The following is a 26,731-nucleotide window of genomic DNA, read 5'->3' as shown; positions in this document are numbered from 1 at the left end:
CACCCTAGACGAGCTTGCCAGGTGCCGAAATCCCCGTTTCCCTTTATTATGTGTGCTCAGTTTTCAACCGAACGCACAGTGACTGCCTGACCTTATGGCCATCTTGAACATTCTCGAATTCCCGGACCCGCGCCTGCGCACTATCGCCAAACCGGTGACGGAGTTCGACGACGCCCTGCGTCAGCTGATCGACGACATGTTTGAAACCATGTACGAAGCCCCTGGTATCGGCTTGGCCGCCACCCAGGTCAACGTGCACCTGCAGGTCGTGGTCATGGACCTCAGCGAAGACCGCAGCGAGCCGCGCGTCTTCATCAACCCTACGGTCGAAGAACTGACCCACGACATGGGCCAGTACCAGGAAGGCTGCCTGTCGGTGCCCGGCTTCTACGAGAACGTCGACCGCCCGCTGCGTGTACGGGTCAAAGCCCAGGACCGCGACGGCAAGCCTTACGAGCTGGAATGCGAAGGCCTGCTGGCGGTGTGCGTGCAGCACGAATTCGATCACCTCAACGGCAAGCTGTTCGTTGACTACCTGTCGCAGCTCAAGCGCGACCGGATCAAGAAGAAGCTGGAAAAGCAGCACCGCCAGCAAGCCTGATCCCCACCTTCCTGAAGGCTTGCTCCGGCAAGCCTTTTTCTATTTTGAAGCGAGAACTCCATGCGCATCGTCTTTGCAGGCACTCCAGAGTTTGCCGCCGAACACCTCAAGGCCCTGCTCGACAGCCCTTACGAGATCGTGGCCGTCTACACCCAGCCCGACCGCCCGGCCGGCCGTGGCCAGAAGCTGATGCCAAGTGCGGTCAAGGCACTGGCCGTCGCCCATGACATCCCGGTGTTCCAGCCGCAGACTCTGCGCAACGCCGATGCACAGGCCGAACTGGCCGCGCTGAAGCCGGACCTGATGGTGGTGGTCGCTTACGGCCTGATCCTGCCGCAGGCAGTGCTGGATATCCCGCGCCTGGGCTGCATCAACAGCCACGCCTCCCTGCTGCCACGCTGGCGCGGTGCGGCGCCGATCCAGCGCGCCGTGGAAGCCGGCGACGCCGAGAGCGGCGTAACCGTGATGCGCATGGAAGCTGGCCTGGACACCGGCCCAATGCTGCTAAAGGTGGTCACCCCGATCAGCGCCGATGACACCGGCGGCACCTTGCACGACCGCCTGGCCGAAATGGGCCCGCCCGCCGTGGTACAGGCCATCGCCGGCCTGGCCGACGGGTCGCTGCACGGTGAAGTGCAGGACGATGCCCTGGCCACCTACGCACACAAGCTGAACAAGGACGAGGCGCGCATCGACTGGAGCCGCCCGGCCGTTGAGCTAGAGCGCCTGATCCGCGCCTTCAACCCGTGGCCGGTGTGCCACAGCACCCTCGATGGCGAAAGCGTAAAGGTGCTGGGCGCCAACTTGTCCACAGGCAAGGGCGCCCCGGGCGAAATCCTGTCCGCCAGCAAGGACGGCCTGGTCGTTGCCTGCGGTGACCAGGCGCTGAGCCTGACCCGCCTGCAATTGCCCGGCGGCAAGGCGCTTAACTTCAGCGACCTGTTCAACAGCCGCCGCGAGAAGTTCGCCGTCGGCAAGGTGCTGGGCCAATGAACCCACGTCTCGCCGCCGCCCGTGCCCTTGCCGCTGTGCTCAGTGGCAAGGCCTCGCTGAACAGCTCTCTGCCGGCACAACTGGACAAGGTTGATGAACGCGACCGTGGCCTGACCCAGGACCTGGCTTTCGGCACCGCACGCTGGCAGCCGCGCCTCGACCTGCTGGCCGCGCAACTGCTGCAAAAGCCTTTCAAGGCCGCCGACGCCGATGTGCAGGCGCTGCTGCTGGTCGGCCTGTACCAGTTGTTCTACACCCGCATTCCGGCCCACGCCGCCATCGGCGAAACCGTGGGCTGTGCCGACAAGCTGAAAAAGCCGTGGGCCAAGGGCCTGCTCAATGCCGTGCTGCGCCGCGCCCAGCGCGAAGGCGAAGAACTGCTCGCCGGCATGGAGCGCGACCCAGTGGTACGCACCGCCCACCCGCGCTGGCTGCAGAAGGCGCTGAAAGCCTTCTGGCCGGAGCAGTGGGAAGCCATTTGCGCCGCCAACAACGCCCACCCGCCGATGATTCTGCGGGTCAACCGCCGTCACCACAGCCGCGATGCCTACCTGGCACTGCTGGCCGAAGCGGGCATTGGCGCCAGCGCCTGCCAGTACAGCCGCGACGGCATCGTGCTGGCCGAGGCCTGCGACGTGCGCGGCCTGCCAGGCTTCGCCGAGGGCTGGGTGAGCGTGCAGGACGAAGCCGCGCAGCTGTCCGCCTACCTGCTCGAACTGGCCCCTGGCCAGCGCGTGCTGGACGCCTGTTGCGCCCCGGGTGGCAAAACCTGCCACCTGCTGGAGGCCGAAGCCGGCCTGGCGCAGATGGTGGCCATCGACCTCGAAGCCAAGCGCCTGACCCGCGTGCGCGAGAACCTCGACCGCCTGCAACTGGACGCCGAGCTGATCGCCTGCGATGCCCGCGACACCGCCAGCTGGTGGGACGGCAAGCCGTTCCAGCGAATCCTGCTCGACGCGCCGTGTTCGGCCACCGGCGTGATCCGCCGCCACCCGGACATCAAGCTGACCCGCCAGGCCGACGACATCCCGGCACTGGCAGCGCTGCAAGGCGAGCTGCTTGACGCACTGTGGCCGACCCTGGAAGTAGGCGGCATGCTGCTGTACGCCACCTGCTCCAGCCTGCCGACCGAGAACACCGAAGTGGTAGACGCCTTCCTTGCCCGCACCCCGGGCGCCCGTGAGCTGGACCTGGCCACCGAGGCCGGCCTGCGCCAGCCCCACGGCCGCCAGTTGCTGGCCCAGGAAGGCGGCCACGACGGCTTCTACTATGCCAAGCTGATCAAGATCGCCGCCTCTCGCGGATAAGTACAAACGGTAGGGAGTAGCGGATGAAGATCATCATCCTCGGCGCAGGGCAGGTAGGCGGTACGCTGGCAGAGCATTTGGCCAGCGAAGCGAACGACATCACCGTGGTCGACACCGATGGCGAGCGCCTGCGCGACCTCGGTGACCGCCTGGACATCCGCACCGTGCAGGGCCGTGGCTCGCTGCCGACGGTGCTGCGTCAGGCCGGTGCCGATGACGCCGACATGCTGGTGGCAGTGACCAACAGCGACGAAACCAACATGGTCGCCTGCCAGGTGGCCTATTCGCTGTTCCACACCCCGACCAAGATCGCCCGGGTGCGCGAGTCGGCTTACCTCACCCGGGAAGAGCTGTTTCACAACGACCATATCCCGGTGGATGTGCTGATCAGCCCAGAGCAGGTGGTGACCAATTACATCAAGCGCCTGATCGAGCACCCAGGCTCGCTGCAGGTGATCGACTTCGCCGAAGGCAAGGCCCAGCTGGTAGCGGTGAAGGCCTACTACGGCGGCCCGCTGGTCGGCCAGCAACTGCGCCAGATCCGCGCGCACATGCCCAACGTCGACACCCGCGTGGCGGCCATCTTCCGCCGCGACCGGCCGATCACCCCGCGTGGCGACACCGTGATCGAGGCTGACGACGAAGTGTTCTTCATCGCTGCCAAGAAGGACATCCGCGCCGTGATGGGCGAGCTGCGCCGCATCGACGAGACCAACAAGCGCATCGTCATCGCCGGCGGTGGGCAGATCGGCGAGCGCCTGGCCGAAGCCATCGAGAGCCGCTACCAGGTGAAGATCATCGAGATGAACCCGGCCCGCTGCCGGCACCTCTCCGATACCCTTGAAAGCACTGTGGTGCTGCAGGGCAGCGCCTCGGACAAGGACCTGATGCTCGAAGAGAACATCGCCGACGCCGACATTTTCCTGGCCCTGACCAACGATGACGAAGCAAACATCATGTCGTCGTTGCTGGCCAAGCGCCTGGGAGCGGGCAAGGTAATGACCATCATCAACAACCCGGCCTATGTCGACCTGGTGCAGGGCGGTGATATCGACATCGCCATCAGCCCGCAGCTGGCCACCATCGGCACCCTGCTTGCGCACGTGCGCCGGGGCGACATTGTCAGCGTGCACTCACTGCGCCGTGGTGCGGCCGAGGCCATCGAGGCGGTGGCGCACGGGGATTCGAAGTCGAGCAAGGTTGTGGGCAAGGCCATCGAAGACATCGCCCTGCCACCGGGTACCACCATCGGCGCCATCATCCGCGACGAAGAAGTGATGATCGCCCACGACGCCACCGTGATCGAATCGGGGGACCATGTGATCCTGTTCGTTGTGGATAAAAAACAAATCCGGGATGTGGAGAAGCTGTTCCACGTCGGCTTGAGTTTCTTCTAGGAGAAGAAGGCATGCGCGAATCGCTGGAGAAGATGCTGGCCAAGGGTGTGGATAACCCGCTGCTGAGGTTTGGCTTGGGCAAGGCCTGGCTGGATGAAGGCAACGGCGCTGAAGCGGCGGTGCACCTGGCACGGTGTGTGGAGCAGGATCCCAAGTATTCCGCGGCGTGGAAGCTGCTGGGCAAGGCGCATCAATTGCAGGGTGACCTGGCAGCGGCGCGCAAGGCCTGGGAAGACGGGATCGTGGCGGCACAGGCCCATGGGGACAAGCAGGCCGAGAAAGAGATGACTGTGTTCCTGAAGAAACTCAATAAAACAGCAGGTTGACGCGGTCCCTGTGGGAGCGGGTTCACCGCGAATGCGTCGGTGAAGCCAACATTGCATTCGCGGGTAAACCCGCTCCCACAGGGTCACTGCTACAGCAGGCAGGATTGCATTCAGCCTGCTGTAAGCGCAGTCGATAACTCAGTACCAGCGCGGCTCGCCAGCCGGGCGCTTCTTGAAGCGTTTCATGCTCCACATGTACTGGCTCGGGTACTCGCGCACATAGCGCTCGACCACCTTGCTCATCGCCGCCGCCGACTCGGTCACATCGGTGCTGTACATCGCTTCGGGCGCTGCTTCCAGAATCACCCGGAAGCCCGAACCATCCGGCAGCCGCAGCGCATGCAGGAATACCCCCACCGCCTTGCCACCCGCCAACATGTTCGGCACGAACTTGCTGGTCAGCGCCTGGGTGCCCAGGAACGGCACAAACACCCCTGCCGATTCGGCCGGCTCCGGGTCGGCAGGAATACCCACCTGGCCACCGCGACGCACTTCCTTGATCACGCTGAGAATGCCTTCCTTGGTCGAAGGCGCCACGCGGTTGCCCATCTGCACGCGCTGCTCGCGCAACAGGTCATCCACCGCTTTGAGCTTAGGCGGGCGGTAGAAGATGATCGGTTTGCACTGGTTGCAATAGAAGTGGTTCAGCACTTCCCAGTTACCCAGGTGGCTGGTGATACCCACCACGCCCTTGCCCGAGGCCAGGGCCTGCTCCAGCACTTCCAGGCCGTGCACTTCCTTGACCAGCTCCAGCGAACGCTGGGGCGGCCAGATCCAGGCACAGGCACTTTCGACAAAGGATTTGCCGATATCCCGCAGCGCCTGGCCAACCAGCTGCTCACGGGCAGCCGGGTCCATCTCCGGGAAACACTTGGCCAGGTTGATTCGCACCACATTGCGCGAACCGTTGGGGACCTTCCACATCAGCCAGCCAATACCCGCGCCGACGCGCTGCACAGCGCCCCAGGGCAGCTTGGCAAACAGGCGCAGCACCCCGACCATCAGGGCGCCCTTGAACTTTTCCACAGGCGAATTCCTTATTTCAGCAAGGCGCGCATTGTAACCCCTCAGCGCAACAAGGCGGCGTAGCGATCGCAATCGGTGGTGTGGTCCATGACCATGCCGGTGGCCTGCATGAAGGCGTAGCAGATGGTCGGGCCGACAAAGGTGAACCCGGCTTTCTGCAGGGCCTTGCTCATGGCCTTGGCTTCATCCGTAACCGCCGGCACATCGCTGCGGCCTGTGAAATGGTTGACCTTCGGCGCACCGCCGACGAACGACCACAACCATTCGGCCGGGTTATCCACAGCCAGCCACGCCTGGGCATTGCGCCGGGCAGCCTTGAGCTTGAGGCGGTTGCGGATGATGCCGGCATCCTGCATCAGTTCTTCGATGCGTTCGTCGCTCATGGCCGCCAGTTTCACCGGGTCGAAGCCGAACATCACCTGGCGATAACGCTCGCGTTTGCGCAAAACGGTTATCCACGACAGCCCGGCCTGGAACCCTTCGAGCAAAAGCATCTCGAAGAGCAACGCCGGGTCACGCTGTGGCGTTCCCCATTCCTGGTCGTGGTAGGCCTGGTACAACGGATCGTCGGTACACCAAAAGCAGCGTGGCATAAGGCTCCAATGAGTAGAGGGCGAGGCGAATCAGGTTATACTCCCGCTCTTTACATCCGCATCCCCAGATACAGGTGAATTTCGTGAGCCAGCCTACGCCAGCCGTGCGTACCTTCCAAGACCTGATCCTCGCCCTGCAGAACTACTGGGCAGCTCAAGGTTGTGTGGTGCTTCAGCCCTACGATATGGAAGTAGGCGCCGGCACTTTCCATACCGCCACGTTCCTGCGCGCCGTCGGCCCAGAAACCTGGAACGCCGCCTACGTGCAGCCTAGCCGTCGCCCTGCCGACGGGCGGTATGGCGAAAACCCAAACCGCCTGCAGCACTACTACCAGTTCCAGGTAGTGCTCAAGCCCAACCCGGCCAACTTCCAGGAGCTGTACCTCGGCTCGCTGAAAGCCATCGGCCTGGACCCGCTGGTGCACGACATCCGCTTCGTCGAAGACAACTGGGAATCGCCGACCCTCGGCGCCTGGGGCCTGGGCTGGGAAATCTGGCTGAACGGCATGGAAGTCACCCAGTTCACCTACTTCCAGCAGGTAGGCGGTATCGAGTGCTACCCGGTCACCGGTGAAATCACCTACGGCCTGGAGCGCTTGGCCATGTACATCCAGGGCGTCGATTCGGTGTACGACCTGGTGTGGGCCGACGGCCCGTTCGGCAAGGTCACCTACGGCGACGTGTTCCACCAGAACGAAGTGGAACAGTCGACCTACAACTTCGAACACGCCAACGTCGACAAGCTGTTCGAACTGTTCGACTTCTACGAAAGCGAAGCCAACCGCCTGATCAAGCTCGATCTGCCGTTGCCGACCTACGAAATGGTCCTGAAGGCCTCGCACACCTTCAACCTGCTGGACGCGCGCCGCGCCATCTCGGTAACCGAGCGCCAGCGTTACATCCTGCGTGTACGTACCCTGGCCCGGGACGTGGCGCAAAGCTATCTGCAAGCCCGCGCACGCATGGGCTTCCCGATGGCCACCCCTGAACTCCGTGACGAAGTGTTGGCTAAGCTGGAGGCTGCACAATGAGTGCTCAAGATTTCCTGGTAGAACTGGGCACCGAAGAGCTGCCACCCAAAGCCCTGGCCACCCTCGGCGACGCCTTCCTGGCCGGCATCGAGAAAGGCCTGCAGGCCGCTGGCCTGAACTACACCGGCAAACAGGTGTACGCCGCGCCGCGCCGCCTGGCCGTGCTGATCCGCCAGTTGGACGTGCAACAGCCTGACCGCAGTATCAACATCGACGGCCCGCCCCTGCAGGCTGCTTTCAAAGACGGCGAGCCGACCCAGGCTGCTCTTGGCTTTGCCAAGAAATGCGGTGTAGATCTGTCGGAAATCGACCAGAGCGGCGCCAAGCTGCGCTTCTCCCAGCATATCCCGGGCAAGTCCACCGTCGGCCTGCTGCCAACCATCGTCGAAGATTCGCTCAACGACCTGCCGATTCCCAAGCGCATGCGCTGGGCGGCCAGCCGTGAAGAGTTCGTGCGCCCGACGCAATGGCTGGTGATGCTGCTGGGCGACCAGGTGGTCGACTGCACCATCCTGTCGCAGAAAGCCGGCCGTGAATCCCGTGGCCACCGCTTCCACCACCCGGAAAACGTCGTCATCACCACCCCGGCCAACTACGTCGAAGACCTGCGCAAAGCCTACGTGCTCGCCGACTTCGCCGAGCGCCGCGAGCTGATCAGCAAGCGTACTGCCGAGCTGGCCATGCAGCAGGAAGGCACCGCCATCGTGCCGCCTGCGCTGCTGGACGAAGTGACTGCCCTGGTCGAGTGGCCAGTGCCGCTGGTGTGCTCGTTCGAGGAGCGTTTCCTTGAAGTGCCACAGGAAGCCCTGATCACCACCATGCAGGACAACCAGAAGTACTTCTGCCTGCTGGACAGCGAAGGCAAGCTGCTGCCGCGCTTCATCACCGTGGCCAACGTCGAGAGCCGCGACCCGAAGCAGATCGTGCAAGGCAACGAGAAGGTCGTGCGCCCGCGCCTGACCGACGCCGAGTTCTTCTTCAAGCAGGACAAGAAGCAGCCGCTGGAAACCTTCAACGAGCGCCTGAAAAACGTGGTGTTCCAGGCTCAGCTGGGCACTGTGTACGACAAGGCCGAGCGTGTTTCCAGACTGGCTGCGTTCATTGCCCCGCTGATCGGCGGCGACGCACAGCGCGCCGGCCGTGCCGGCCTGCTGTCCAAGTGCGACCTGGCCACCGAGATGGTCGGCGAGTTCCCTGAAATGCAGGGTGTTGCCGGTTACTACTACGCGCTCAACGACGGTGAGCCGCAGGACGTCGCCCTGGCCCTGAACGAGCAGTACATGCCGCGCGGTGCTGGCGCCGAGCTGCCGCAGACCCTCACCGGTGCTGCTGTGGCCATCGCCGACAAACTCGACACCCTGGTTGGCATCTTCGGCATCGGCATGCTGCCCACCGGTAGCAAGGACCCGTACGCCCTGCGCCGTGCCGCCCTGGGCGTGCTGCGCATCCTGATCGAGAAGCAGCTGGACCTGAACCTGACCGGTGCGGTCGAGTTCGCAGTCAAGCAGTTCGGCGCCAAGGTCAAGGCCGCTGGCCTGGCCGATCAGGTACTGGAATTCATCTTCGACCGCCTGCGTGCGCGTTACGAAGACGAAGGCATCGACGTGGCCACCTACCTGTCGGTGCGTGCCCTGCAGCCAGGCTCCGCTCTTGACTTCGACCAGCGCGTACAGGCCGTGCAGGCTTTCCGCAAGCTGCCAGAAGCCGAAGCTTTGGCCGCGGTGAACAAGCGTGTATCGAACCTGCTGAGCAAGGCCGAAGGCGCCATCGCCGAACAGGTCGAGCCAAAGTACTTCGACAACGCCAACGAGTTCTCGCTGTACTCGGCCATCCAGCAGGCCGACCAGGCCGTGCAACCGATGGCTGCTGCACGCCAGTACAGTGAATCGCTGGCCCGCCTGGCGGCCCTGCGTGACCCGGTCGACGCCTTCTTCGAGGCGGTGATGGTCAACGCTGAAGACGCCAAGGTACGCGCCAACCGTTATGCCCTGCTCAGCCGCCTGCGCGGCCTGTTCCTGGGCGTGGCCGACATTTCGCTGCTGGGGTAAGCCTTGAAACTGCTGATTCTCGACCGTGACGGGGTCATCAACCATGACTCCGACGCCTACATCAAGACGCTGGAAGAATGGGTGCCGATCCCTGGCTCGGTCGAGGCCATCGCGCAGTTGAGCAAAGCGGGCTGGACGGTGGCCGTGGCCACCAACCAGTCCGGCATTGCCCGTGGCTATTACACACTGGCAACCCTGGAAGCCATGCACGCACGCCTGCGCGAGCTGGTGGCGGAGCAGGGGGGCGAGGTGGGCCATATCGTGTATTGCCCGCACGGGCCGGACGCAGGCTGCGATTGCCGCAAGCCAAAGCCTGGCATGCTGGTGGCGATTGCCGAGCATTACCACGTCGCCCTGCAAGGCGTCTGGTTCGTCGGCGACAGCAAAGGTGACCTGGAGGCCGCCCTGGCCGTCGGTGCACAACCCGTGTTGGTGAAAACCGGCAAGGGCGAGCGGACCCTGGAAAAAGGTGTCCCTGAAACTACACTGATTTTCGACGATCTGGCAGCTATCGCCAGAGAACTAATTTAAACGGTGCGCCTTCGGGCGCATTTTTCTCAGGCGGGCATGCCCCGCAACGGTACAAGCCACTATGTCGATCCTGCAGGCGATCAGAATCTTTCTTTTTTACCTGCTGCTGGGCACCAGTTCGCTGCTGTGGTGCTCGCTGAGCTTCTTCATCGCGCCGTTCCTGTCGTTCCCCAAGCGCTACAGGTTCATCAACGTGTACTGGTGTCGCTGCGCGCTGTTCCTGGTGCGCACCATTCTCGGCATCGACTACAAGGTCACCGGCGCCGAGAACGTGCCGAATGAGCCCTGCGTGATCCTGTCCAACCACCAGAGCACCTGGGAAACGTTCTTCCTTTCCCAGTACTTTTCGCCGCTGAGCCAGGTGCTCAAGCGTGAACTGCTGTACGTGCCGTTCTTCGGTTGGGCCATGGCCATGCTGCGGCCGATCGCGATCAACCGCGACAACCCAAAGGAAGCGTTGCGCCAGGTGGCAAGCAAAGGCGACGAGCTGCTCAAGCAGAAGACGTGGGTGCTGATCTTTCCGGAAGGCACCCGCGTGCCGTACGGCACCGTGGGCAAGTTCTCCCGCGGCGGTACTGCGCTGGCCGTGAATGCCGGGCTGCCGGTGCTGCCGATTGCCCACAATGCCGGCAAGTTCTGGCCGAAGACCGGTTGGGGCAAGCGTGCCGGTACCATCGAGGTGGTGATTGGCGAGCCGATGTACGCCAATGGCACCGGGCCACGTGCCATCGCCGAGCTCAACGACCGCGCAGCGGCGTGGAACGAAGCTACCCAACGGGCCTTGGGTTCGCTGCCGCCAGCCGATGAAAAAACCCAACAGCAGACCGCTTGATGATCTGTGGATAACTTGTGAGCAGTTTTTCGATCAAATGCTTGAAGTGAACGATAAGTCGTTGAATTAGCTGTTTATTTCTACGTGTGACATTTTTCTTAAAATCGTGCATAAGTTTTTTTGGGGCATAAAAAAACCGGCTTTTACAGCCGGTTTTTTTGTGCCCTGTGAACAGCCTCAGACCTTGTCGAGATCCACGTCTTTGGTCTCTTTAAGGCAGAAAATCCCCACGACCAAACTGATCCCGGTCACCAGCACCGGGTACCACAGCCCGTAGAAGATATCCCCGGTATACACCACCAGCGCGAACGACACGGTTGGCAGGAAGCCGCCAAACCAGCCATTGCCAATATGGTAGGGCAGGGACATCGAGGTGTAGCGGATGCGGGTCGGGAACAGTTCGACCATCACGGCTGCCAGCGGGCCATAGGTCATGGTAGCGATCAGGATCATCGCCACGATCAGCACCACCACCATGACCTGGTTGACCTGCCCTGGGTCGGCCTTGGCCGGGTAGCCAGCCTGCTCCACTGCGCTGCGCATGGCCGCTTCGTCGTAGCCATTGATGGTCTTTTCACCAATATTGACCACCACATCGCTGCCGGCCACGCTTACCGAGCTGTACGGCAGGCCCTGCTTGACCAGGAACGTCTTGACCTTGTCGCACGGGCTGTCGAAACGCGCTTTGCCCACCGGGTCGAACTGGAAGGTACAGCTTTGCGGGTCGGCGGTGACCACGATCGGCGCCTGCCGGCTGGCGGCGTCGATCTGAGGGTTTGCGTAGTGGCTCAGCGCCTTGAATAGCGGGAAGTACAGCACCGTGGCCAGCAGCAGGCCGAGCATCAGGATCGGCTTGCGGCCAATGCGGTCCGACAACCAGCCGAAGAACACGAAGAACGGCGCACCAATCACCACACTGATAATCAGCAGGGTGTTGGCCTGGGCCGGGTCCATCTTCAGCATCTGGGTCATGAAGAACAACACGTAGAACTGCGCTGTGTAGAAGGTTACGGCTTGCCCGGCGTTGATGCTGAACAGCGCGGTCAGCACTACTTTCAGGTTCGGCCAGGAGGTGAACGACTCACGGATCGGCGACTTGCTGACCTTTCCCTGGGCCTTCATTTTCACGAAGGCCGGCGACTCGTGCATGCTCATGCGGATCCAGGTGGAGATGGCCAGCAGCACGATCGACAGCAGGAACGGCAAGCGCCAGCCCCAGGTTTCGAACTGGTCGCCACTGATGTAGCGGCTGCCCAGCACCACCAGCAGCGACAGCAACAGGCCAAGGGTGGCGGTGGACTGGATGAAACCGGTGTAGAAGCCCCGCTTGCCCTGGGGGGCATGCTCGGCGACATAGGTGGCAGCACCGCCGTACTCACCGCCCAGCGCCAGCCCCTGCAGCATGCGCAGGATCACCAGGATGATCGGTGCGGCAATGCCGATGCTGGCATAGGTGGGCAACAGCCCCACGGCGAATGTGGACAGGCCCATCAGCACGATGGTGACCAGGAAGGTGTACTTGCGCCCGATCATGTCGCCCAGGCGGCCGAACACCAATGCACCGAACGGCCGCACCAGGAAGCCGGCGGCAAAGGCCATGAGGGCGAAGATGAAGGCGGTGGTGTCGTTCACGCCAGCAAAGAACTGCTTGCTGATGACCGCTGCCAGCGCTCCATAGAGAAAAAAGTCATACCACTCGAAAACCGTCCCGAGGGATGACGCGAAAATGATCTTGCGTTCTTCACGGCGGCTGGGGCTGCTGGCCACCGCATCCTGTTCCTGGATGTAATCCGACATCGTTGCTGTCCTCGGCCCGCAGGCCACAGTGATTATTCTTTTTGTTCCACTGTCGGCGGCTTCTGACCGCGAGCCGCCGGTGTTGCACGCACCCGGGTCAGGGGGTCGGTATTGCGTCTTCGTTCAAGTAGGTCTGGGTAGCAGCTCCTTTGAGGATCAATTGCGCCGCCTTCTCGGCGATCATCAGGGTCGGTGAACAGGTATTACCGGAGGTGATCTGCGGCATGATCGAGGCATCGGCCACGCGCAAACCGGGGATGCCGTGTACCCGCAGCTGGTTATCCACAACGTCCAGGGCACCACTGCCCATGCGGCAGGTACCCACCGGGTGGAAGATGGTGGTGCCAATCTTGCCGGCTGCCTCGAACAGCTCTTGCTCGGTTTGCAAGGCTGGGCCTGGCAGGTATTCCTTGGGGTCGAACGCTGCAAGGGCAGGGGCCTGCACGATGCGCCGGGTGAGGCGGATGGCATCGGCGGCCACGCGCAGGTCCTGTGGGTCGCTGAGGTAGTTGGGGTCGATCAGCGGCGTGCTGTTCATGTCGGTGCTGCTGATATCGATACGCCCGCGGCTTACCGGGCGCAGGTTGCACACCGATGCGGTAAAGGCCGGGAACGGGTGCAGCGGCTCACCGAAACGCTCCAGTGACAGCGGCTGTACGTGATACTGCAGGTTGGCTGTGGCCTGTTCCGGGCCCGAGCGCACGAACGCGCCCAGCTGGCTTGGCGCCATCGCCAGCGGGCCGCTGCGGTCATAGAGGTAGCGCAGGCCCATGCCCATCTTGCCCCAGAGGCTATTGGCCATCTGGTTCAGGGTGCGGGTGTTGCGGATCTGATAGATCAGGCGCAGTTGCAGGTGGTCCTGCAAGTTGCCACCGACGCCGGGCATATCGTGACGAACGCCAATGCCCAAACCTTCCAGCAGGTGCCGCGGGCCGATACCGGAGCGCTGCAGGATGCCGGGTGAACCGACAGCGCCGGCACAAAGAATGATCTCACGGCGCGCCGCAAACTCATGCCAGGCACCTTGCCAAAACGCCTTCACCGCCCGCGCCCGGGTGTTGTTGAGCAGTATCTGGTCAACCTGCACACCGGTCAGCACGGTGAGGTTGGTGCGGTCCTTGATCGGCCGCAGGAAAGCTTTGGAGGCATTCCAGCGCACACCGCTACGCTGGTTGACCTGAAAGTATCCACAGCCCTGGTTGTCGCCTGTGTTGAAGTCGTCGACCTTGCCGATACCGCTTTGCTCGGCGGCGTCGCGGAAAGCATCAAGGATCGGCCAGCTGTAGCGCTGGCGCTCGACCCGCCATTCGCCGTCACCGCCGTGGTGCTCACTGGCGCCGGCGAAGTGGTTTTCGCTGGCCTTGAACAGCGGCAGCACGTCCTTCCAGGCCCAGCCGTCATTGCCTTGCTCGGCCCAGCGGTCATAGTCCGCCGCCTGGCCACGCATGTAGATCATGCCGTTGATTGAAGAACAGCCACCGAGCACCTTGCCGCGTGGGTAGCCCAGTGCGCGCCCCCCCAGGCCTGGCTGCGCCTCGGTCTTGAAGCACCAGTCAGTGCGCGGGTTGCCGATGCAATAGAGATAGCCGACGGGGATGTGAATCCAGGGATAGTTGTCGCGGCCACCTGCTTCCAGCAGCAAAACGCGGCAGGATGGGTCGGCGGACAAACGGTTGGCCAGCAGGCAACCGGCGGGACCGGCCCCTACGACCACGTAGTCGAAGACAGAATCGGCTGATGGCATGTGCAACCTCGCGCCCGTTTTTTATTCTTGTCCCGATCCATCTTAGTGCGTAATTTCGTGGGTGAAACACGAGATTTCGCGCAGCCGTTGTGCGTTTTAGCACAGGGGTAAGCCTGGACCGACCTCTTCGCGGGCTCGCCCGCTCCCACAGGGATCTCGTTACCTTCAGGATGTTCTCTGTACCTGTGGGAGCGGGCATGCCCGCGAAGAGGCCGGAACGAACTGCCAAAAAGGATCAGCATGTTCGACTGGAACGATCTGCGGTTTTTCCTCGAGTTGCAGCGCAGCGGCCGCCTGCTTACCGCCGCCAAGCGCCTCAACACTACCCACAGCACCGTGGCCCGGCACATCGAGAGCATCGAGCAAAGCCTGGGCACAGCACTGTTTGTGCAGCATGCCCAGGGCTACGAGCTGACCCCCTCCGGCCAAGCCCTGCTCAAGCATGCAGAAGCCATGGAAAACGTCGCGCTGTTGGCGCAGGAAGAAATCACCCAGGCCATCACCCCGTTGGGCAAAATTCGCCTGGGGGTGACCGAAGGCATCGGCATCATGTTCTTCACCCCACGCATGAACGCGTTGTTCGAGCGCTACCCGGGCCTGGAGGTGGAACTGGTGGCGGTGCCGCGCTTTGTCAGCATCCTCAACCGCGAAGCGGAGATCAGCATTCACCTGGAACGCCCCAACGCCGACCTGTTGATAACCCGCAAGCTCACCGACTACCGCCTGGCGCTCTACGCCAGCCAGGGCTACCTGGACCAAGCACCGCCGTTGCGCAACCGCGAAGACCTGGCCCGGCACAACTGGATCGGCTACGTCGACGACCTGCTGTTCAGCCAGGAGCTGCTGTTTCTCAACAGTTTCTGCCGGGCACCGACCGTGGTGTTTCGCAGCACCAGCGTCATTGCCCAACAGGCTGCTGCCCGCGCGGGGCTGGGCATCGCCGTACTGCCCAACTACATGGCTCACGACGACCCGACGCTGGTGCGCGTACTGCCTGGCGAGACCATCCAGCGCAGCTACTGGATCTGCACCCGCCGCGAGCTGCACAAGTCAGTGCGCCTGCGGGTGGTGTGGGACTACCTGCTGGCGCTGTGCGCGGCAGAACAGGACGCGCTGCTAGCCCAATAGCGCCTTGCCAGCCAGCAGCAATGCCGCGGTCCAACCGGCCACCGCAAACATCTGCTGCAAACGCGGCCCGGCCAGCCTGGCCGCCAATGGCCGCGCCAGCAGCAGGCCGAGCACCGCGCCTGATGCGAACGGGGCTCCGACCTGCCAATGCATGACACCCGCCAAGCTGGCGCTGACCACACTGCCGGTGGACACCAGTGCGATCACCGCCAGCGAGGTGGACACGATGCTGGCCATGCGCAGGTTGGTATAGCGGTTCAGGGCCGGGATGATGACAAAACCACCGCCAACCCCGAGCAAACCCGACAGCAGCCCGGACAAGGCACCGGTGAATGCCAAGGCGCGTGCGCAGGGCAGGGTCCAGCGCAAGCGGCCTTGCAACGGGTTCAGCACACAGGGTTCGATATAGCGATGGGCGTCATTGGCCTCACCGCGCAGTTCCCTGGCCGCCTTACGCCAGATACGCAGGCAGGCGTACACCAGCACTCCGGCAAACACCAACTGTAAAGGTGTATTCGGCAAGCGGTGCGCCAGCATCAGCCCGAACGGCGCCGCTGCTACGCCGATCAGCGCGATAAAAAGCGCCGCCCGATAACGCACCAACCCCTGACGCAGCCCCAGCACTGCGCCAACCGCCGCCGCCATGCCTACGGCCAACAGTCCGACCGGTGCAGCCTCGACCATCGACAGCCCCAGGCCGAACACCAGCAAGGGCACAGCAAGAATGCCACCGCCGGCGCCGGTCAACGCCAGCACCGCACCGATGATCGCGCCCAGGCCCGCCCCCAACAATTGATGTTCGATCACTGCCCACCCTCGGCTACCAGCTGCGGGCGCGCCAGCCACTCGCGGCCCTTGAGCATGCCTTGCCAGTACAGCGGCGGCAGCGCCTGCGCCTTGAGCAACCAGGCCAGGCGCGTCGGCTTGCGGCCATCCAGCAACCAACTGGGAAAGCTCGGTGCCAGTTTGCCGCCATAGGTGAACTCGGCCAGGACGATCTTGCCGCGCTCTACCGTCAGCGGGCACGAACCATAGCCATCGTACTGGGCGAGGGTGGGCAGCCGGCCCAGTGCCACCAGCACATTGTTGGCCACTACCGGCGCCTGCTTGCGGGCCGCTGCGGCGGTCTTGGCATTGCTGGTATTGGCCACGTCACCCAGGGCATGGATGTTGGTGTACTTGCGATGGCGCAGGGTATGCGGGTCGACATCGACCCAGCCGCCATTATCGGCCAACGGGCTTTCGCGAATAAACGCCGGCGCCACTTGTGGCGGTACCACGTGGAGCATGTCAAAAGCCTCGATGCGCGTTTCGCTGCTGCCATCGGGCAGGGTGCGCACGAAGGTGGCGCGCTTGTTCGGGCCATCCACGGCGACCAGTCGGTGGGAGAAATTGAGGTCTACCGCGTATTTTTCGATGTACTTCATCAGCGCGGGCACATAGTCCGCCACACCGAACAAGACTGCACCGGCATTGAAGAAGCTGGCTTTCACCGCACCAAGATGGCCGTTGCGCAACCAGTGGTCGCAAGACAGGTACAGCGCCTTTTGCGGCGCGCCCGCACATTTGATCGGCATGGGCGGCTGGCTGAACACCGCGCGGCCTTGCTTGAGTTTCTGTACCAGCTCCCAGGTGTAGGGCGCGAGGTCATAGCGGTAGTTGGAGGTGACACCGTTGCGGCCCAGGGTTTCGCTGAGCCCATCGATGCCCGCCCAGTCCAGCGTGAGCCCGGGGCAGACCACCAGCTGTTCATAGCTGATGGCGCGGCCGTCCTCAAGGATGACCAGCTGGCCCAGAGGGTCGAAACCCTGCACCCGCGCCTTGACCCAGCGCACACCGCGCGGGATGGTCGAAGCCATGGTGCGGGCGGTACTCGGTGCCGTGAACACACCGGCACCGACCATGGTCCAGCCGGGTTGGTAGTAATGCACGTCGGCAGGGTCGATCAAGGCAACGTCCAGCGACGGGTCACGGCTGACCAGGCTGGAAGCGGTGGCGATACCCGAGGCACCGGCACCGACGATGACGACTTTGTGGTGGTCGGTATTGGCAGGGGACAACAAGGCAGGCATGGCGGTAAATCCTGGAAATCTGATTATGGGGCAGGGCGGTTACAGCTTGTTCAGCGGGATTTTCAGATAGCTCACGCCGTTCTCTTCCGGCGCGGGGAGCTGGCCGCTGCGCATGTTCACCTGCACCGAAGGCAGGATCAGCACCGGCATGTCGAGGGTCTTGTCACGGGCTTCGCGCATGGCGACGAAACTGTCCTCATCGATGCCCTGGTGAATATGAATGTTGCTGGCGCGCTGCTCGGCCACGGTGGTGACGTACTGCATGTCGCGGCCACCTGGCAGGTAGTCGTGGCACATGAACAGCCGGGTCTGGTCGGGGAAAGCCAGCAGACGACGGATAGAGCGATACAGGGTACGGGCATCGGCCCCGGGGAAGTCGCACCGGGCAGTGCCATAGTCGGGCATGAACAGGGTGTCACCCACAAACCCCGCGATCTCGCCGGCGTCTTCGATCATGAAGCTCATGCATGCGGGCGTATGCCCGGGCGTGTGCAGTGCCCGGGCGTGCAGGTTGCCGATACGGAACCCTTCCTCGTCTTCGAGCAGCACATCGAACTGGCTGCCATCACGGGCGAAGCCAGGTTCTGCATTGAACAAGGCCCCGAATACTTTCTGCACCTGGGTGATGTGCGCGCCGATAGCGGTATGGCCGCCCAGCTTTTCCTTCAGGTAGGCGGCTGCTGAAAGATGGTCGGCGTGTACATGGGTTTCCAGTACCCACCGCACGCTGGCATTCAGTTCGGTCACGCGTTCGATCAGGCGGTCGGCCGAAGCGCTGCAGGTGCGCCCGGACTTGGGGTCGTAATCCAGCACGCTGTCGATCAACGCGCATTGCCGGGTTTCACGGTCCATGACCAGGTAGCTGATGGTCGAGGTCGCCTCATCGTAAAAGGCGTCCACGTGCAGGTTGTTGCCGATGATCATCACGTTCTCCAATTTATCCGCCCCGCCTTGCAAGGCGTAGGCAGTGACAGGAGGTTTATCAAGATGCATGCCAGCCTTTTCAGCGCGCTTGGGCCAAGGAAACCGGCCCGTTGCAGACAACTGGCAGCAGCAGTGGCAGAGCAGGTGGCAGTCGACTGTCAGCCAATGGCAGTGTTTGGCAGTCCTTGTTACGCTGCTCAGTCATCCAAACGGTGCCGTCATGCCTGAAGCCCATCCCCTCATCCTAGCTCTGGTTTCCTACCTTGAGCACGATGCCCTGCCGGCCATCGTGCTGGACACCGACTACAACATCCTGGCCGCCAACGCCGCCTATCGCCGCCAGTTCGGCCACCATGACCAAGCCCCGCTGGGGGAGAAGTGCCACAAGGTGTCGCACCATTACGCCGTACCGTGCGACCAGGCCGGCGAGCATTGCCCCATGCGCAAGGCCTGGGACAGCAAGGTGCCCGAGCGAGTGCTGCATGTTCATCACACACCACGCGGCCCCGAGCATGTCGATGTCGAGCTGCGCCCGATTCTGGATGAACAGGGCAGGGTGGTGGCCTTTGTCGAACGCCTGACCACCATCACCCTCGCGTCAGCGCAACCTCAGGAGCAAGGCCTGGTCGGCCGGGCCCCAGCTTTCAAGGCTGCCTTGGCCAGCCTGCAACGTGCGGCGCCAGCGCAGATCCCGGTGCTGCTGCAAGGCGAGTCGGGTAGTGGTAAAGAACTGTTCGCCCGTGCGGTGCACATGGGCAGCCCCAGAGCAAACGGCCCGCTGGTGGTGGTCGACTGCACTGGCCTGACGGAGTCGTTGTTCGAAAGCGAGTTGTTCGGCTATGAGAAAGGCGCGTTCACCGGTGCCAACCAACGCAAGATCGGCTTGGCTGAGGCGGCCCATGGCGGCACCCTGTTCCTCGACGAAATTGGCGAAGTACCGCTGGCGATGCAGGTGAAGCTGCTGCGTCTGATCGAGTCTGGCAGCTTCCGCCCGGTGGGCAGCCTGCGCACGGTGCATTCGGATTTTCGCCTGGTATCGGCCACCCACAAGCCGCTCAAACAGATGGTTGCGGATGGCACCTTCCGTGAAGACCTGTATTACCGTATCAGCGGTTTCCCGATCCGCTTGCCTGCATTGCGAGAGCGGGTGGAAGATCTGCCGCTGCTTGCGCAGAGCCTGCTCCAGCGCATGTCTGGCAAGCCGACGCCCAGGCTGAGTGACGATGCCTTGCAGCAACTTGGGTTGCATGCGTTTCCGGGCAATATCCGCGAGCTGCGCAACATCCTGGAAAGGGCGCGTCTGTTTGCCGATGACGGGCTGATTCGACCCGAGCACTTACCGGAAGATATCCGGCCGGTGGGGGCGCTGAAAGGAAGCGGCCGTCGTAATGACTTGGGTGAGCTGGCGCAGGCGCTGGAACAGTTCAAGGGCTCGCGCAGCGAACTTGCCAGCCATCTTGGCATGAGTGAACGCACGCTCTATCGCCGCTTGAAGGCCCTGGGGCTGAATTAACGAGTATCGGCAAACGCTCCCACGGTGATCGCCCCACCTGCACCTTTACCCGACCTTTACCTCTGCCCTTACATTAAACGGCTAGAACCGTGGTCTGATTGGTGAACCACACCCGGTACCCAGACAGTGACAACCGGGCGTTAACAGGCAGAGGACCGCAACAAATGAAGAAAACCCTAACCGTGATCTGCGCCGCGCTCATGTTCAGCGCACCGTTGGCCAGCTTCGCGCAGCCGGGCCCACCAGACCGACATGATGGCGGCCCATCGCACCAAGGCAACTCGCCTCATGGTCAGCCCCAGCAACAGGGTCGACATGACAATGGCCGCGGTCCTGCTTACCGTGATCCGAACTTCCGTCCACAACAAGGCATGCCGGTACCTCATCAGCAATGGCAGCGTGGTCATGCCGTTGACCCGCATTACCGTGGTGACCGTTACTGGGTAACCGACTGGAAAGCGCGCCACCTGTATGCACCACCACGCGATCACCGTTGGTTGTATGTGAACGGCGACTATGTATTGATGTCGATCGCCAGTGGCAGGATCGTGAACATTCTTACCGGCTACTGATTTTTGCAGACACTAAAAAGCCCGCATCAGCGGGCTTTTTAGTGTCTGTCGTTTTACACCTGATCAGAAGTCCAGGTTCGACACCGACAAGGCGTTGCTTTCGATGAACTCACGACGCGGCTCGACTGCATCACCCATCAGGGTGTTGAAGATCTGGTCAGCAGCGATCGCATCCTCGATGGTGACCTTGAGCATACGGCGAACGGTCGGGTCCATGGTGGTTTCCCACAGCTGGTCCGGGTTCATCTCACCCAGCCCTTTGTATCGCTGAATGGTGTGGCGCTTGGTGGTCTCGTTCATCAGCCAGTCCAGGCCTTCCTTGAACTCGACAATAGCCTTACGGCGTTCACCACGTTGTACGTAAGCACCTTCACCCAACAGGCTGGAAAGCTTGGCACCGATGTTGACGACGGTCCGGTAGTCATTGCTGCCAAAGAAGTCACGGTTGAACGTGATGTAGCTGGCCAGGCCGTGGGAGGTGATTTCCACTTCCGGCAGCCATACGTTGCGTTCTTTGTCTTCACGCAGGCTGGCGTTGTAAGCCAGGCCAGACTTCTGGCTGGAGTTCAGACGCTCCTGCAGCTTGGCCAGCCAGGCTTGCATCACCGCGTGGTCACCCAACTGCTCCAGGGTCACCTCAGGCAGGTAGACGAAGTGCTCGGTCAGCTCTTCCGGGTACAAACGCGACAGGCGCTTGAGGGTCTTCATGACACTACGGAATTCGTTCACCAGGCTTTCCAGCTGCACGCCAGAAACCGCTGGGGCCGACTCGTCCAGGTGCAGGCTAGCGTCTTCCAGGGCCGACTGGGTCATGTATTCCTCCATGGCCTCGTCGTCCTTGATGTACTGCTCCTGCTTACCTTTTTTCACCTTGTACAGTGGCGGCTGGGCAATGTAGATGTAGCCACGCTCGACCAGTTCCGGCAACTGACGGAAGAAGAAGGTCAGCAGCAGGGTACGGATGTGCGAACCGTCAACGTCAGCATCGGTCATGATGATGATGTTGTGATAACGCAACTTGTCGATGTTGTACTCTTCGCGGCCGATACCACAGCCAAGCGCAGTGATCAGCGTGCCCACTTCCTGGGACGAGATCATCTTGTCGAAGCGTGCTTTCTCGACGTTGAGGATCTTACCCTTCAGCGGCAAGATCGCCTGGGTACGACGGTTACGACCTTGCTTGGCCGAGCCACCTGCGGAGTCACCCTCCACCAGGTACAGTTCGGAAAGGGCAGGGTCCTTCTCCTGGCAGTCCGCCAACTTGCCTGGCAGGCCGGCGATATCCAGCGCACCTTTGCGGCGAGTCATCTCGCGGGCTTTACGTGCCGCTTCACGCGCACGAGCAGCGTCGATCATCTTGCCAACGACGGCCTTGGCCTCGTTCGGGTTTTCCAGCAGGAAGTCAGAGAAGTACTTGTTCATCTCCTGTTCCACGGCGGTTTTCACCTCCGAGGAAACCAGCTTGTCTTTGGTCTGCGAGCTGAACTTGGGGTCCGGTACCTTCACCGAGATGATCGCGGTCAGGCCTTCACGGGCGTCGTCACCCGTGGTCGCCACCTTGTTCTTCTTGGCCAGGCCTTCCTGTTCGATGTAGCTGTTCAGGCTACGGGTCAGCGAAGAACGGAAGCCCACCAAGTGGGTGCCACCGTCGCGCTGTGGAATGTTGTTGGTGAAGCACAGCAGGTTTTCGTTGAAGCTGTCGTTCCACTGCAGAGCAACTTCCACGCCCACGCCGTCTTCACGCTGAACGCTGAAGTGGAACACCTGGGAGTTGACTGGCGTCTTGTTGGTGTTCAGGTACTCGACGAACGCACGCAGGCCGCCTTCGTACTTGAAGAACTCTTCCTTACCGCTGCGCTCGTCCTTCAGCAGAATGCCAACGCCCGAGTTGAGGAACGACAACTCGCGAATACGCTTGGCCAGGATGTCCCAGCTGAAGTGAATATTCTTGAAGGTCTCAGCCGACGGCTTGAAGTGGATGTGCGTACCGGTGGTTTCGCTTTCACCGACAACAGCCATCGGCGCTTGTGGTACGCCGTGAACGTAGGTCTGCTCCCAGATCTTGCCGCTACGGCGAACGGTCAGCACGAGCTTCTCGGACAGGGCGTTCACAACAGAAACACCTACACCGTGCAAGCCGCCAGATACTTTGTAGGAGTTATCATCGAACTTACCGCCGGCGTGCAGTACGGTCATGATGACCTCGGCTGCGGAAACGCCTTCTTCTTTATGCACGTCGACCGGAATGCCGCGACCGTTGTCGCGCACACTGATGGATTCGTCCGTGTGGATGATGACGGTGATGTCATCGCAGTGACCGGCGAGGGCTTCGTCGATCGAGTTGTCGACCACCTCGAAGACCATGTGGTGCAGGCCGCTACCATCATCGGTGTCGCCAATGTACATGCCGGGACGCTTGCGTACGGCATCCAAACCTTTCAGCACCTTGATGCTAGAGGAGTCGTACGTTTGATTTTCGCTCATGCCTTCACTCCCGATGGTCGTGGGTCTGGGTGATACGGCCTTGTTCCACGTGGAACAAAGCAACTGGCGTTTCCGTCTGCCAGCCTTCCCTCAGTAATTCGTGATCTACACAGGTGATGAAAACCTGGCAGCGTAATTCTTCAAGCAAGCGGCACAGCGCGCGGCGATGCTTGTCGTCCAGTTCGGACGGCAAGTCATCCACGAGATAAATACAGTTACCGCGACGAGCCTGGCTGACGAGGTGGCCTTGGGCAATGCGCAATGCGCACACCACCAGCTTTTGCTGACCCCGCGACAGGATGTCGGCCGCGTTGTTGGCAGCCAGACGAAGACGCAGATCAGCACGCTGCGGACCGGCCTGGGTATGGCCCATCTGCTGATCGCGAAGGAGAGAGGATGCGAGTACTTCTTGCAGTTCCCGGTCCTTGTCCCAGCCTCGGTAGTAGCTCAGGGTCAACCCGTCCAGCTCGACCAGTTCGCTCAGGGTTCGCTCGAAGACAGGCTTCAAGGCCTTGATGTAGTTGCGACGGTATTCATCTATTTCCGCGCTGGCCAGGCACAATTCCCGGTCCCAGGCGGCTTGCGAAGCTGCGTCAAGTGTACCATGACGCAACCATGAGTTCCGCTGCCGCAGCGCCTTCTGCAGCCGTTGCCAGGCTGGCAAAAAACGAGGTTCCACGTGGAACACACCCCAATCCAGGAACTGGCGGCGTATTTTCGGGGCACCTTCCAACAGCCGGAAACTGTCTGGGTTGATGAGCTGCAGCGGTAACAGTTCCGCCAGCTGGGCGGCGCTACGTGCATTCTGCCCATCGATGCGTATGGTGAATTCTCCCTGCCGCTCTCGAGAGACACCCAGGTTACTGGTGCCACCTTCAGCCAACTGCACTTCACCAAATACGGTACAGGCAGACTGCTCATACTGGATGACCGGGTTCAGGCGGGTGCTGCGAAATGACCGCGCAAGCCCGAGCAAGTGCACAGCTTCAAGCACACTGGTCTTGCCACTGCCATTGGCGCCGAAAAGGATATTGATGCGGGGGGAGGGCGAGAGGGTCACCGGGTGCAAGTTGCGCACCGCGGTGACCATGATCCGTCGAAGGGACATTGCGCCTGCTACAGGTTACAGGCGCATCGGCATGACAACGTAGGAAGAATCGTCATTGCCAGCTTCCTGCAGCAGCGCACTGCTGTTGGAGTCGGACAGGATCAGACGAACTTGCTCGGTAGTCATCACGCCCAGCACGTCCAGCAGGTAGCTGACGTTAAAGCCGATTTCCAGCGAGCTACCTTCGTAGTCCACGCTGATCTCTTCTTCAGCTTCTTCCTGCTCAGGGTTGTTGGCCTGGATCTTCAGTTGGCCAGCAGCCAGTTGCAAGCGAATACCGCGGTACTTTTCGTTGGAAAGAATCGCAGTTCGGCTGAAGGCTTCACGCAGCGCCTGGCGGTCACCAACCACCAGCTTGTCGCCGCCCTTGGGCAGTACACGCTCGTAGTCCGGGAACTTGCCATCCACCAGTTTGGAAGTGAAGGTGAATTCACCGGTTGTGGCGCGAATGTGGTGCTGGCCCAGGACGATGCTGACCATGCCTTCCGGGTCGGTCAGCAGGCGGGCCAGTTCCAGGATACCTTTGCGTGGCACGATGACCTGGTGGCGATCTTCCTGCTCGATCGGCGCGGTCATGGAGCACAGCGCCAGGCGGTGGCCGTCAGTGGAAACTGCGCGCAGAGTGTTACGGGAAACCTCCAGCAGCATGCCGTTGAGGTAATAGCGCACATCCTGCTGGGCCATGGCGAAGCTGGTGCGCTCGATCAGACGGCGCAGCTTGCTCTGTTCCAGGTTGCAGGTCAGCGAACCCGGGCCTTCTTCCACAGTCGGGAAGTCATTGGCTGGCAGGGTAGACAGGGTGAAGCGGCTGCGGCCGGCCTTCACCAACAGTTTCTGCTCGTCGACCTTGATATCGATCAGGGCGTCGTTCGGCAGGCTTTTACAAATGTCCATCAGCTTGCGCGCCGGCACAGTGATTTCGCCAGGCTCGGCCGGCTCTTCCAGTTGTACGCGGCCTACCAGTTCGACTTCCAGGTCGGTACCGGTCAACGACAGTTGCTGGCCTTGTACGACCAGCAATACGTTGGACAGGACCGGCAAGGTCTGACGGCGCTCTACGACACCGGCGACCAGTTGCAGGGGTTTCAACAGGGCTTCGCGTTGAATGGTGAAATGCATGGTCTAGTCCCTTGCCTTCAATTAGCTGCGCAGACGGCCATCAGGTCGTCAGCGTCCGCAGCAGGTTCTTGTAGTCCTCGCGGATGTCCGCGTCGGATTCCTTCAATTCGTTGATCTTGCGGCAGGCGTGCAGCACGGTCGTGTGGTCGCGACCACCGAACATGTCGCCGATTTCCGGCAGACTGTGGTTGGTCAGCTCCTTGGACAGGGCCATGGCCACCTGACGTGGACGCGCGACAGAACGCGAACGACGCTTGGACAACAGATCAGAGATCTTGATCTTGTAGTACTCGGCGACGGTTCGCTGAATGTTATCCACACTCACCAGTTTATCTTGCAGCGCCAGCAAGTCTTTCAGCGACTCACGGATCAGCTCGATGGTGATGTCGCGGCCCATGAAGTGCGAGTGGGCAATCACCCGCTTCAGTGCACCTTCTAGCTCACGTACGTTGGAGCGAATGCGCTGGGCAATGAAGAAGGCCGCATCATGTGGCAGCTCGACCTTGGCCTGATCGGCCTTCTTCATCAGGATCGCTACGCGGGTTTCCAGCTCTGGTGGCTCTACAGCCACCGTCAGCCCCCAACCAAAGCGCGACTTCAGGCGCTCTTCCAGGCCTTCGATCTCCTTGGGGTAACGGTCAGAGGTAAGAATTACCTGCTGGCCGCCCTCAAGCAGGGCGTTGAAGGTGTGGAAAAACTCTTCCTGCGAGCGCTCTTTGCGAGCAAAGAACTGGATATCGTCGATCAGCAACGCATCCACTGAACGGTAGAAGCGCTTGAATTCGTTGATGGCGTTGAGCTGCAGCGCCTTGACCATGTCTGCGACGAAGCGCTCCGAGTGCAGGTACACGACCTTGGCGTTCGGGTTCTTCTTCAGCAGGTGGTTACCCACAGCATGCATAAGGTGGGTTTTACCCAGGCCCACGCCGCCATACAGGAACAGCGGGTTGTAGCCATGCTTGGGGTTATCGGCCACCTGCCAGGCAGCCGCGCGCGCCAACTGGTTCGACTTACCTTCAACAAAGGTGTCGAAAGTGAAGGTGCGGTTCAGGTAGCTGGTGTGCTTGAGCGCACCTTCCACCTGCACAGTGCGCTGTTCGGTCCGGGTATTGCTGGCTGGCGGCGAGACGGGCTCGGCCATGGCATCGAAGCTGTCACGCGACGACGGCTCGGCCATTTCATTGACCAGCACAGGCTCTGCCGCTGTTACAGCCGCAGGCTCGACTGCGGCCGCTACCGGCAAAGGCCTCTGAGGTTGGGTCTGCGCCCGGGTCTGCGCCAGCGAAGCGGCCACGGCAGCGCTGACTGGCGCGTTGGGCGCAGCCCGCGGAGCCGAGCTGCGACGGCTGCCTATTAATAAGGAAAGGGCAGGCGCAATTCCGCTGCCGTTTTCACCCAACAGCTCGAGCAAGCGGCCCAGGTACTTTTCATTGACCCAATCGAGAACGAAACGGTTAGGCGCATAGACGCGCAACTCGTCGCCTTCGGCTTCGACCTGTAGCGGACGGATCCAGGTGTTGAATTGCTGGGCAGGCAGTTCATCGCGCAGAAGCTCCACGCACTGCTGCCAAAGTTCCACTGACAC

The 26,731-nt window shown here is 61.8% G+C and carries 23 protein-coding genes; 12 read left to right on the top strand and 11 right to left on the bottom strand.

Annotated features, from left to right (window positions below; translation table 11 throughout):
• Nucleotides 1-94 precede the first annotated feature (94 nt).
• Genes def through MRBLPB4O_RS00095 form a run of 5 tightly spaced genes read left to right on the top strand, consistent with a single transcriptional unit; the run spans nucleotide 95 to nucleotide 4,624 of the window.
• Entirely contained in the window at nucleotides 95-601 is a 507-nt protein-coding gene (gene def / locus MRBLPB4O_RS00115) for a peptide deformylase (RefSeq protein WP_016497369.1), read from the top strand.
• 60 nt (nucleotides 602-661) lie between these two features.
• On the top strand, nucleotides 662-1,594 hold the full coding sequence (gene fmt / locus MRBLPB4O_RS00110) for a methionyl-tRNA formyltransferase (RefSeq protein WP_341797186.1): 933 nt from the start codon (nucleotides 662-664) through the stop codon (nucleotides 1,592-1,594).
• Nucleotides 1,591-2,901, top strand: coding sequence for a 16S rRNA (cytosine(967)-C(5))-methyltransferase RsmB (gene rsmB / locus MRBLPB4O_RS00105; RefSeq protein WP_341797185.1), 1,311 nt, complete (start codon nucleotides 1,591-1,593; stop codon nucleotides 2,899-2,901). The genes fmt and rsmB overlap by 4 nt, the downstream gene beginning before the upstream one ends.
• Nucleotides 2,902-2,924: 23 nt before the next feature.
• Complete coding sequence (gene trkA, locus MRBLPB4O_RS00100; protein WP_063422582.1) at nucleotides 2,925-4,298, top strand: Trk system potassium transporter TrkA; 1,374 nt, start codon at nucleotides 2,925-2,927, stop codon at nucleotides 4,296-4,298.
• 11 nt (nucleotides 4,299-4,309) lie between these two features.
• Nucleotides 4,310-4,624: a tetratricopeptide repeat protein gene (locus MRBLPB4O_RS00095; RefSeq protein WP_341797184.1), complete on the top strand. Its 315-nt coding sequence runs from the start codon at nucleotides 4,310-4,312 to the stop codon at nucleotides 4,622-4,624.
• A 138-nt stretch (nucleotides 4,625-4,762) separates the two neighbouring features.
• On the opposite strand, the gene MRBLPB4O_RS00090 is transcribed toward MRBLPB4O_RS00095, so the two are convergent.
• A complete protein-coding gene (locus MRBLPB4O_RS00090) occupies nucleotides 4,763-5,650 on the bottom strand; it encodes a lysophospholipid acyltransferase (RefSeq protein ID WP_341797183.1) in 888 nt (295 codons plus the stop codon).
• A gap of 41 nt (nucleotides 5,651-5,691) precedes the next feature.
• Complete coding sequence (locus MRBLPB4O_RS00085; RefSeq protein WP_341797182.1) at nucleotides 5,692-6,243, bottom strand: DNA-3-methyladenine glycosylase I; 552 nt, start codon at nucleotides 6,241-6,243, stop codon at nucleotides 5,692-5,694.
• Nucleotides 6,244-6,326: 83 nt separating this feature from the next.
• On the opposite strand from MRBLPB4O_RS00085, the gene glyQ reads away from it, so the two are divergent.
• From glyQ to MRBLPB4O_RS00065, 4 genes are all read left to right on the top strand, one after another.
• A complete protein-coding gene (gene glyQ / locus MRBLPB4O_RS00080; RefSeq protein ID WP_019471032.1) occupies nucleotides 6,327-7,274 on the top strand; it encodes a glycine--tRNA ligase subunit alpha in 948 nt (315 codons plus the stop codon).
• On the top strand, nucleotides 7,271-9,322 hold the full coding sequence (gene glyS / locus MRBLPB4O_RS00075) for a glycine--tRNA ligase subunit beta (RefSeq protein WP_341797181.1): 2,052 nt from the start codon (nucleotides 7,271-7,273) through the stop codon (nucleotides 9,320-9,322). Before glyQ ends, glyS begins: the two co-directional genes overlap by 4 nt.
• A 3-nt stretch (nucleotides 9,323-9,325) precedes the next feature.
• Nucleotides 9,326-9,853 (top strand): D-glycero-beta-D-manno-heptose 1,7-bisphosphate 7-phosphatase, encoded by a 528-nt coding sequence (gene gmhB / locus MRBLPB4O_RS00070; protein WP_341797180.1) that lies wholly within the window; start codon nucleotides 9,326-9,328, stop codon nucleotides 9,851-9,853.
• Nucleotides 9,854-9,914: 61 nt separating this feature from the next.
• Nucleotides 9,915-10,685, top strand: coding sequence for a lysophospholipid acyltransferase family protein (locus MRBLPB4O_RS00065; RefSeq protein ID WP_016497361.1), 771 nt, complete (start codon nucleotides 9,915-9,917; stop codon nucleotides 10,683-10,685).
• 177 nt (nucleotides 10,686-10,862) lie between these two features.
• Here MRBLPB4O_RS00065 and MRBLPB4O_RS00060 read toward each other — a convergent pair whose 3' ends face one another.
• Together MRBLPB4O_RS00060 and MRBLPB4O_RS00055 are read right to left on the bottom strand one after the other, a co-directional pair.
• A complete protein-coding gene (locus MRBLPB4O_RS00060) occupies nucleotides 10,863-12,482 on the bottom strand; it encodes an MFS transporter (protein ID WP_016497360.1) in 1,620 nt (539 codons plus the stop codon).
• Between the two features lie 97 nt (nucleotides 12,483-12,579).
• The gene (locus MRBLPB4O_RS00055; protein WP_341797179.1) at nucleotides 12,580-14,226 is read right to left on the bottom strand and encodes a GMC family oxidoreductase; all 1,647 of its coding nucleotides are present in this window, start codon (nucleotides 14,224-14,226) and stop codon (nucleotides 12,580-12,582) included.
• A gap of 240 nt (nucleotides 14,227-14,466) precedes the next feature.
• Here MRBLPB4O_RS00055 and MRBLPB4O_RS00050 point away from each other — a divergent pair, with 240 nt between their 5' ends.
• On the top strand, nucleotides 14,467-15,354 hold the full coding sequence (locus tag MRBLPB4O_RS00050) for a LysR family transcriptional regulator (protein ID WP_016497358.1): 888 nt from the start codon (nucleotides 14,467-14,469) through the stop codon (nucleotides 15,352-15,354).
• Here MRBLPB4O_RS00050 and MRBLPB4O_RS00045 read toward each other — a convergent pair.
• The 3 genes from MRBLPB4O_RS00045 to MRBLPB4O_RS00035 are packed head-to-tail and all read right to left on the bottom strand — an operon-like array spanning nucleotide 15,343 to nucleotide 18,350.
• Nucleotides 15,343-16,161, bottom strand: coding sequence for a sulfite exporter TauE/SafE family protein (locus tag MRBLPB4O_RS00045; RefSeq protein WP_341797178.1), 819 nt, complete (start codon nucleotides 16,159-16,161; stop codon nucleotides 15,343-15,345). The two genes, MRBLPB4O_RS00050 and MRBLPB4O_RS00045, sit on opposite strands and share 12 nt — an antisense overlap.
• Nucleotides 16,158-17,426, bottom strand: coding sequence for an FAD/NAD(P)-binding oxidoreductase (locus MRBLPB4O_RS00040; protein WP_341797177.1), 1,269 nt, complete (start codon nucleotides 17,424-17,426; stop codon nucleotides 16,158-16,160). The genes MRBLPB4O_RS00045 and MRBLPB4O_RS00040 overlap by 4 nt, the downstream gene beginning before the upstream one ends.
• 39 nt (nucleotides 17,427-17,465) lie before the next feature.
• Complete coding sequence (locus MRBLPB4O_RS00035; RefSeq protein ID WP_341798941.1) at nucleotides 17,466-18,350, bottom strand: MBL fold metallo-hydrolase; 885 nt, start codon at nucleotides 18,348-18,350, stop codon at nucleotides 17,466-17,468.
• A gap of 220 nt (nucleotides 18,351-18,570) precedes the next feature.
• Here MRBLPB4O_RS00035 and MRBLPB4O_RS00030 point away from each other — a divergent pair, with 220 nt between their 5' ends.
• On the top strand, nucleotides 18,571-19,863 hold the full coding sequence (locus MRBLPB4O_RS00030; protein ID WP_341797176.1) for a sigma 54-interacting transcriptional regulator: 1,293 nt from the start codon (nucleotides 18,571-18,573) through the stop codon (nucleotides 19,861-19,863).
• Nucleotides 19,864-20,027: 164 nt separating this feature from the next.
• The gene (locus MRBLPB4O_RS00025; protein WP_019470311.1) at nucleotides 20,028-20,435 is read left to right on the top strand and encodes an RcnB family protein; all 408 of its coding nucleotides are present in this window, start codon (nucleotides 20,028-20,030) and stop codon (nucleotides 20,433-20,435) included.
• Nucleotides 20,436-20,498: 63 nt separating this feature from the next.
• On the opposite strand, the gene gyrB is transcribed toward MRBLPB4O_RS00025, so the two are convergent.
• The 4 genes from gyrB to dnaA are packed head-to-tail and all read right to left on the bottom strand — an operon-like array spanning nucleotide 20,499 to nucleotide 26,731.
• Nucleotides 20,499-22,919 (bottom strand): DNA topoisomerase (ATP-hydrolyzing) subunit B, encoded by a 2,421-nt coding sequence (gene gyrB / locus MRBLPB4O_RS00020; RefSeq protein ID WP_016497346.1) that lies wholly within the window; start codon nucleotides 22,917-22,919, stop codon nucleotides 20,499-20,501.
• 4 nt (nucleotides 22,920-22,923) lie between these two features.
• Nucleotides 22,924-24,027: a DNA replication/repair protein RecF gene (recF, locus tag MRBLPB4O_RS00015; protein WP_341797175.1), complete on the bottom strand. Its 1,104-nt coding sequence runs from the start codon at nucleotides 24,025-24,027 to the stop codon at nucleotides 22,924-22,926.
• A 15-nt stretch (nucleotides 24,028-24,042) separates the two neighbouring features.
• Nucleotides 24,043-25,146: a DNA polymerase III subunit beta gene (dnaN, locus tag MRBLPB4O_RS00010; protein WP_016497344.1), complete on the bottom strand. Its 1,104-nt coding sequence runs from the start codon at nucleotides 25,144-25,146 to the stop codon at nucleotides 24,043-24,045.
• 40 nt (nucleotides 25,147-25,186) lie between these two features.
• Nucleotides 25,187-26,731, bottom strand: a complete 1,545-nt coding sequence (gene dnaA / locus MRBLPB4O_RS00005; RefSeq protein ID WP_341797174.1) for a chromosomal replication initiator protein DnaA — start codon at nucleotides 26,729-26,731, stop codon at nucleotides 25,187-25,189.

This window comes from Pseudomonas sp. LPB4.O (assembly GCF_038383825.1).
GTDB classification, from domain to species: Bacteria; Pseudomonadota; Gammaproteobacteria; order Pseudomonadales; family Pseudomonadaceae; genus Aquipseudomonas; species Aquipseudomonas putida.
The sequence above is the reverse complement of the archived record's forward strand: the minus strand, read 5'-3'. Positions and strand labels throughout refer to the sequence as shown.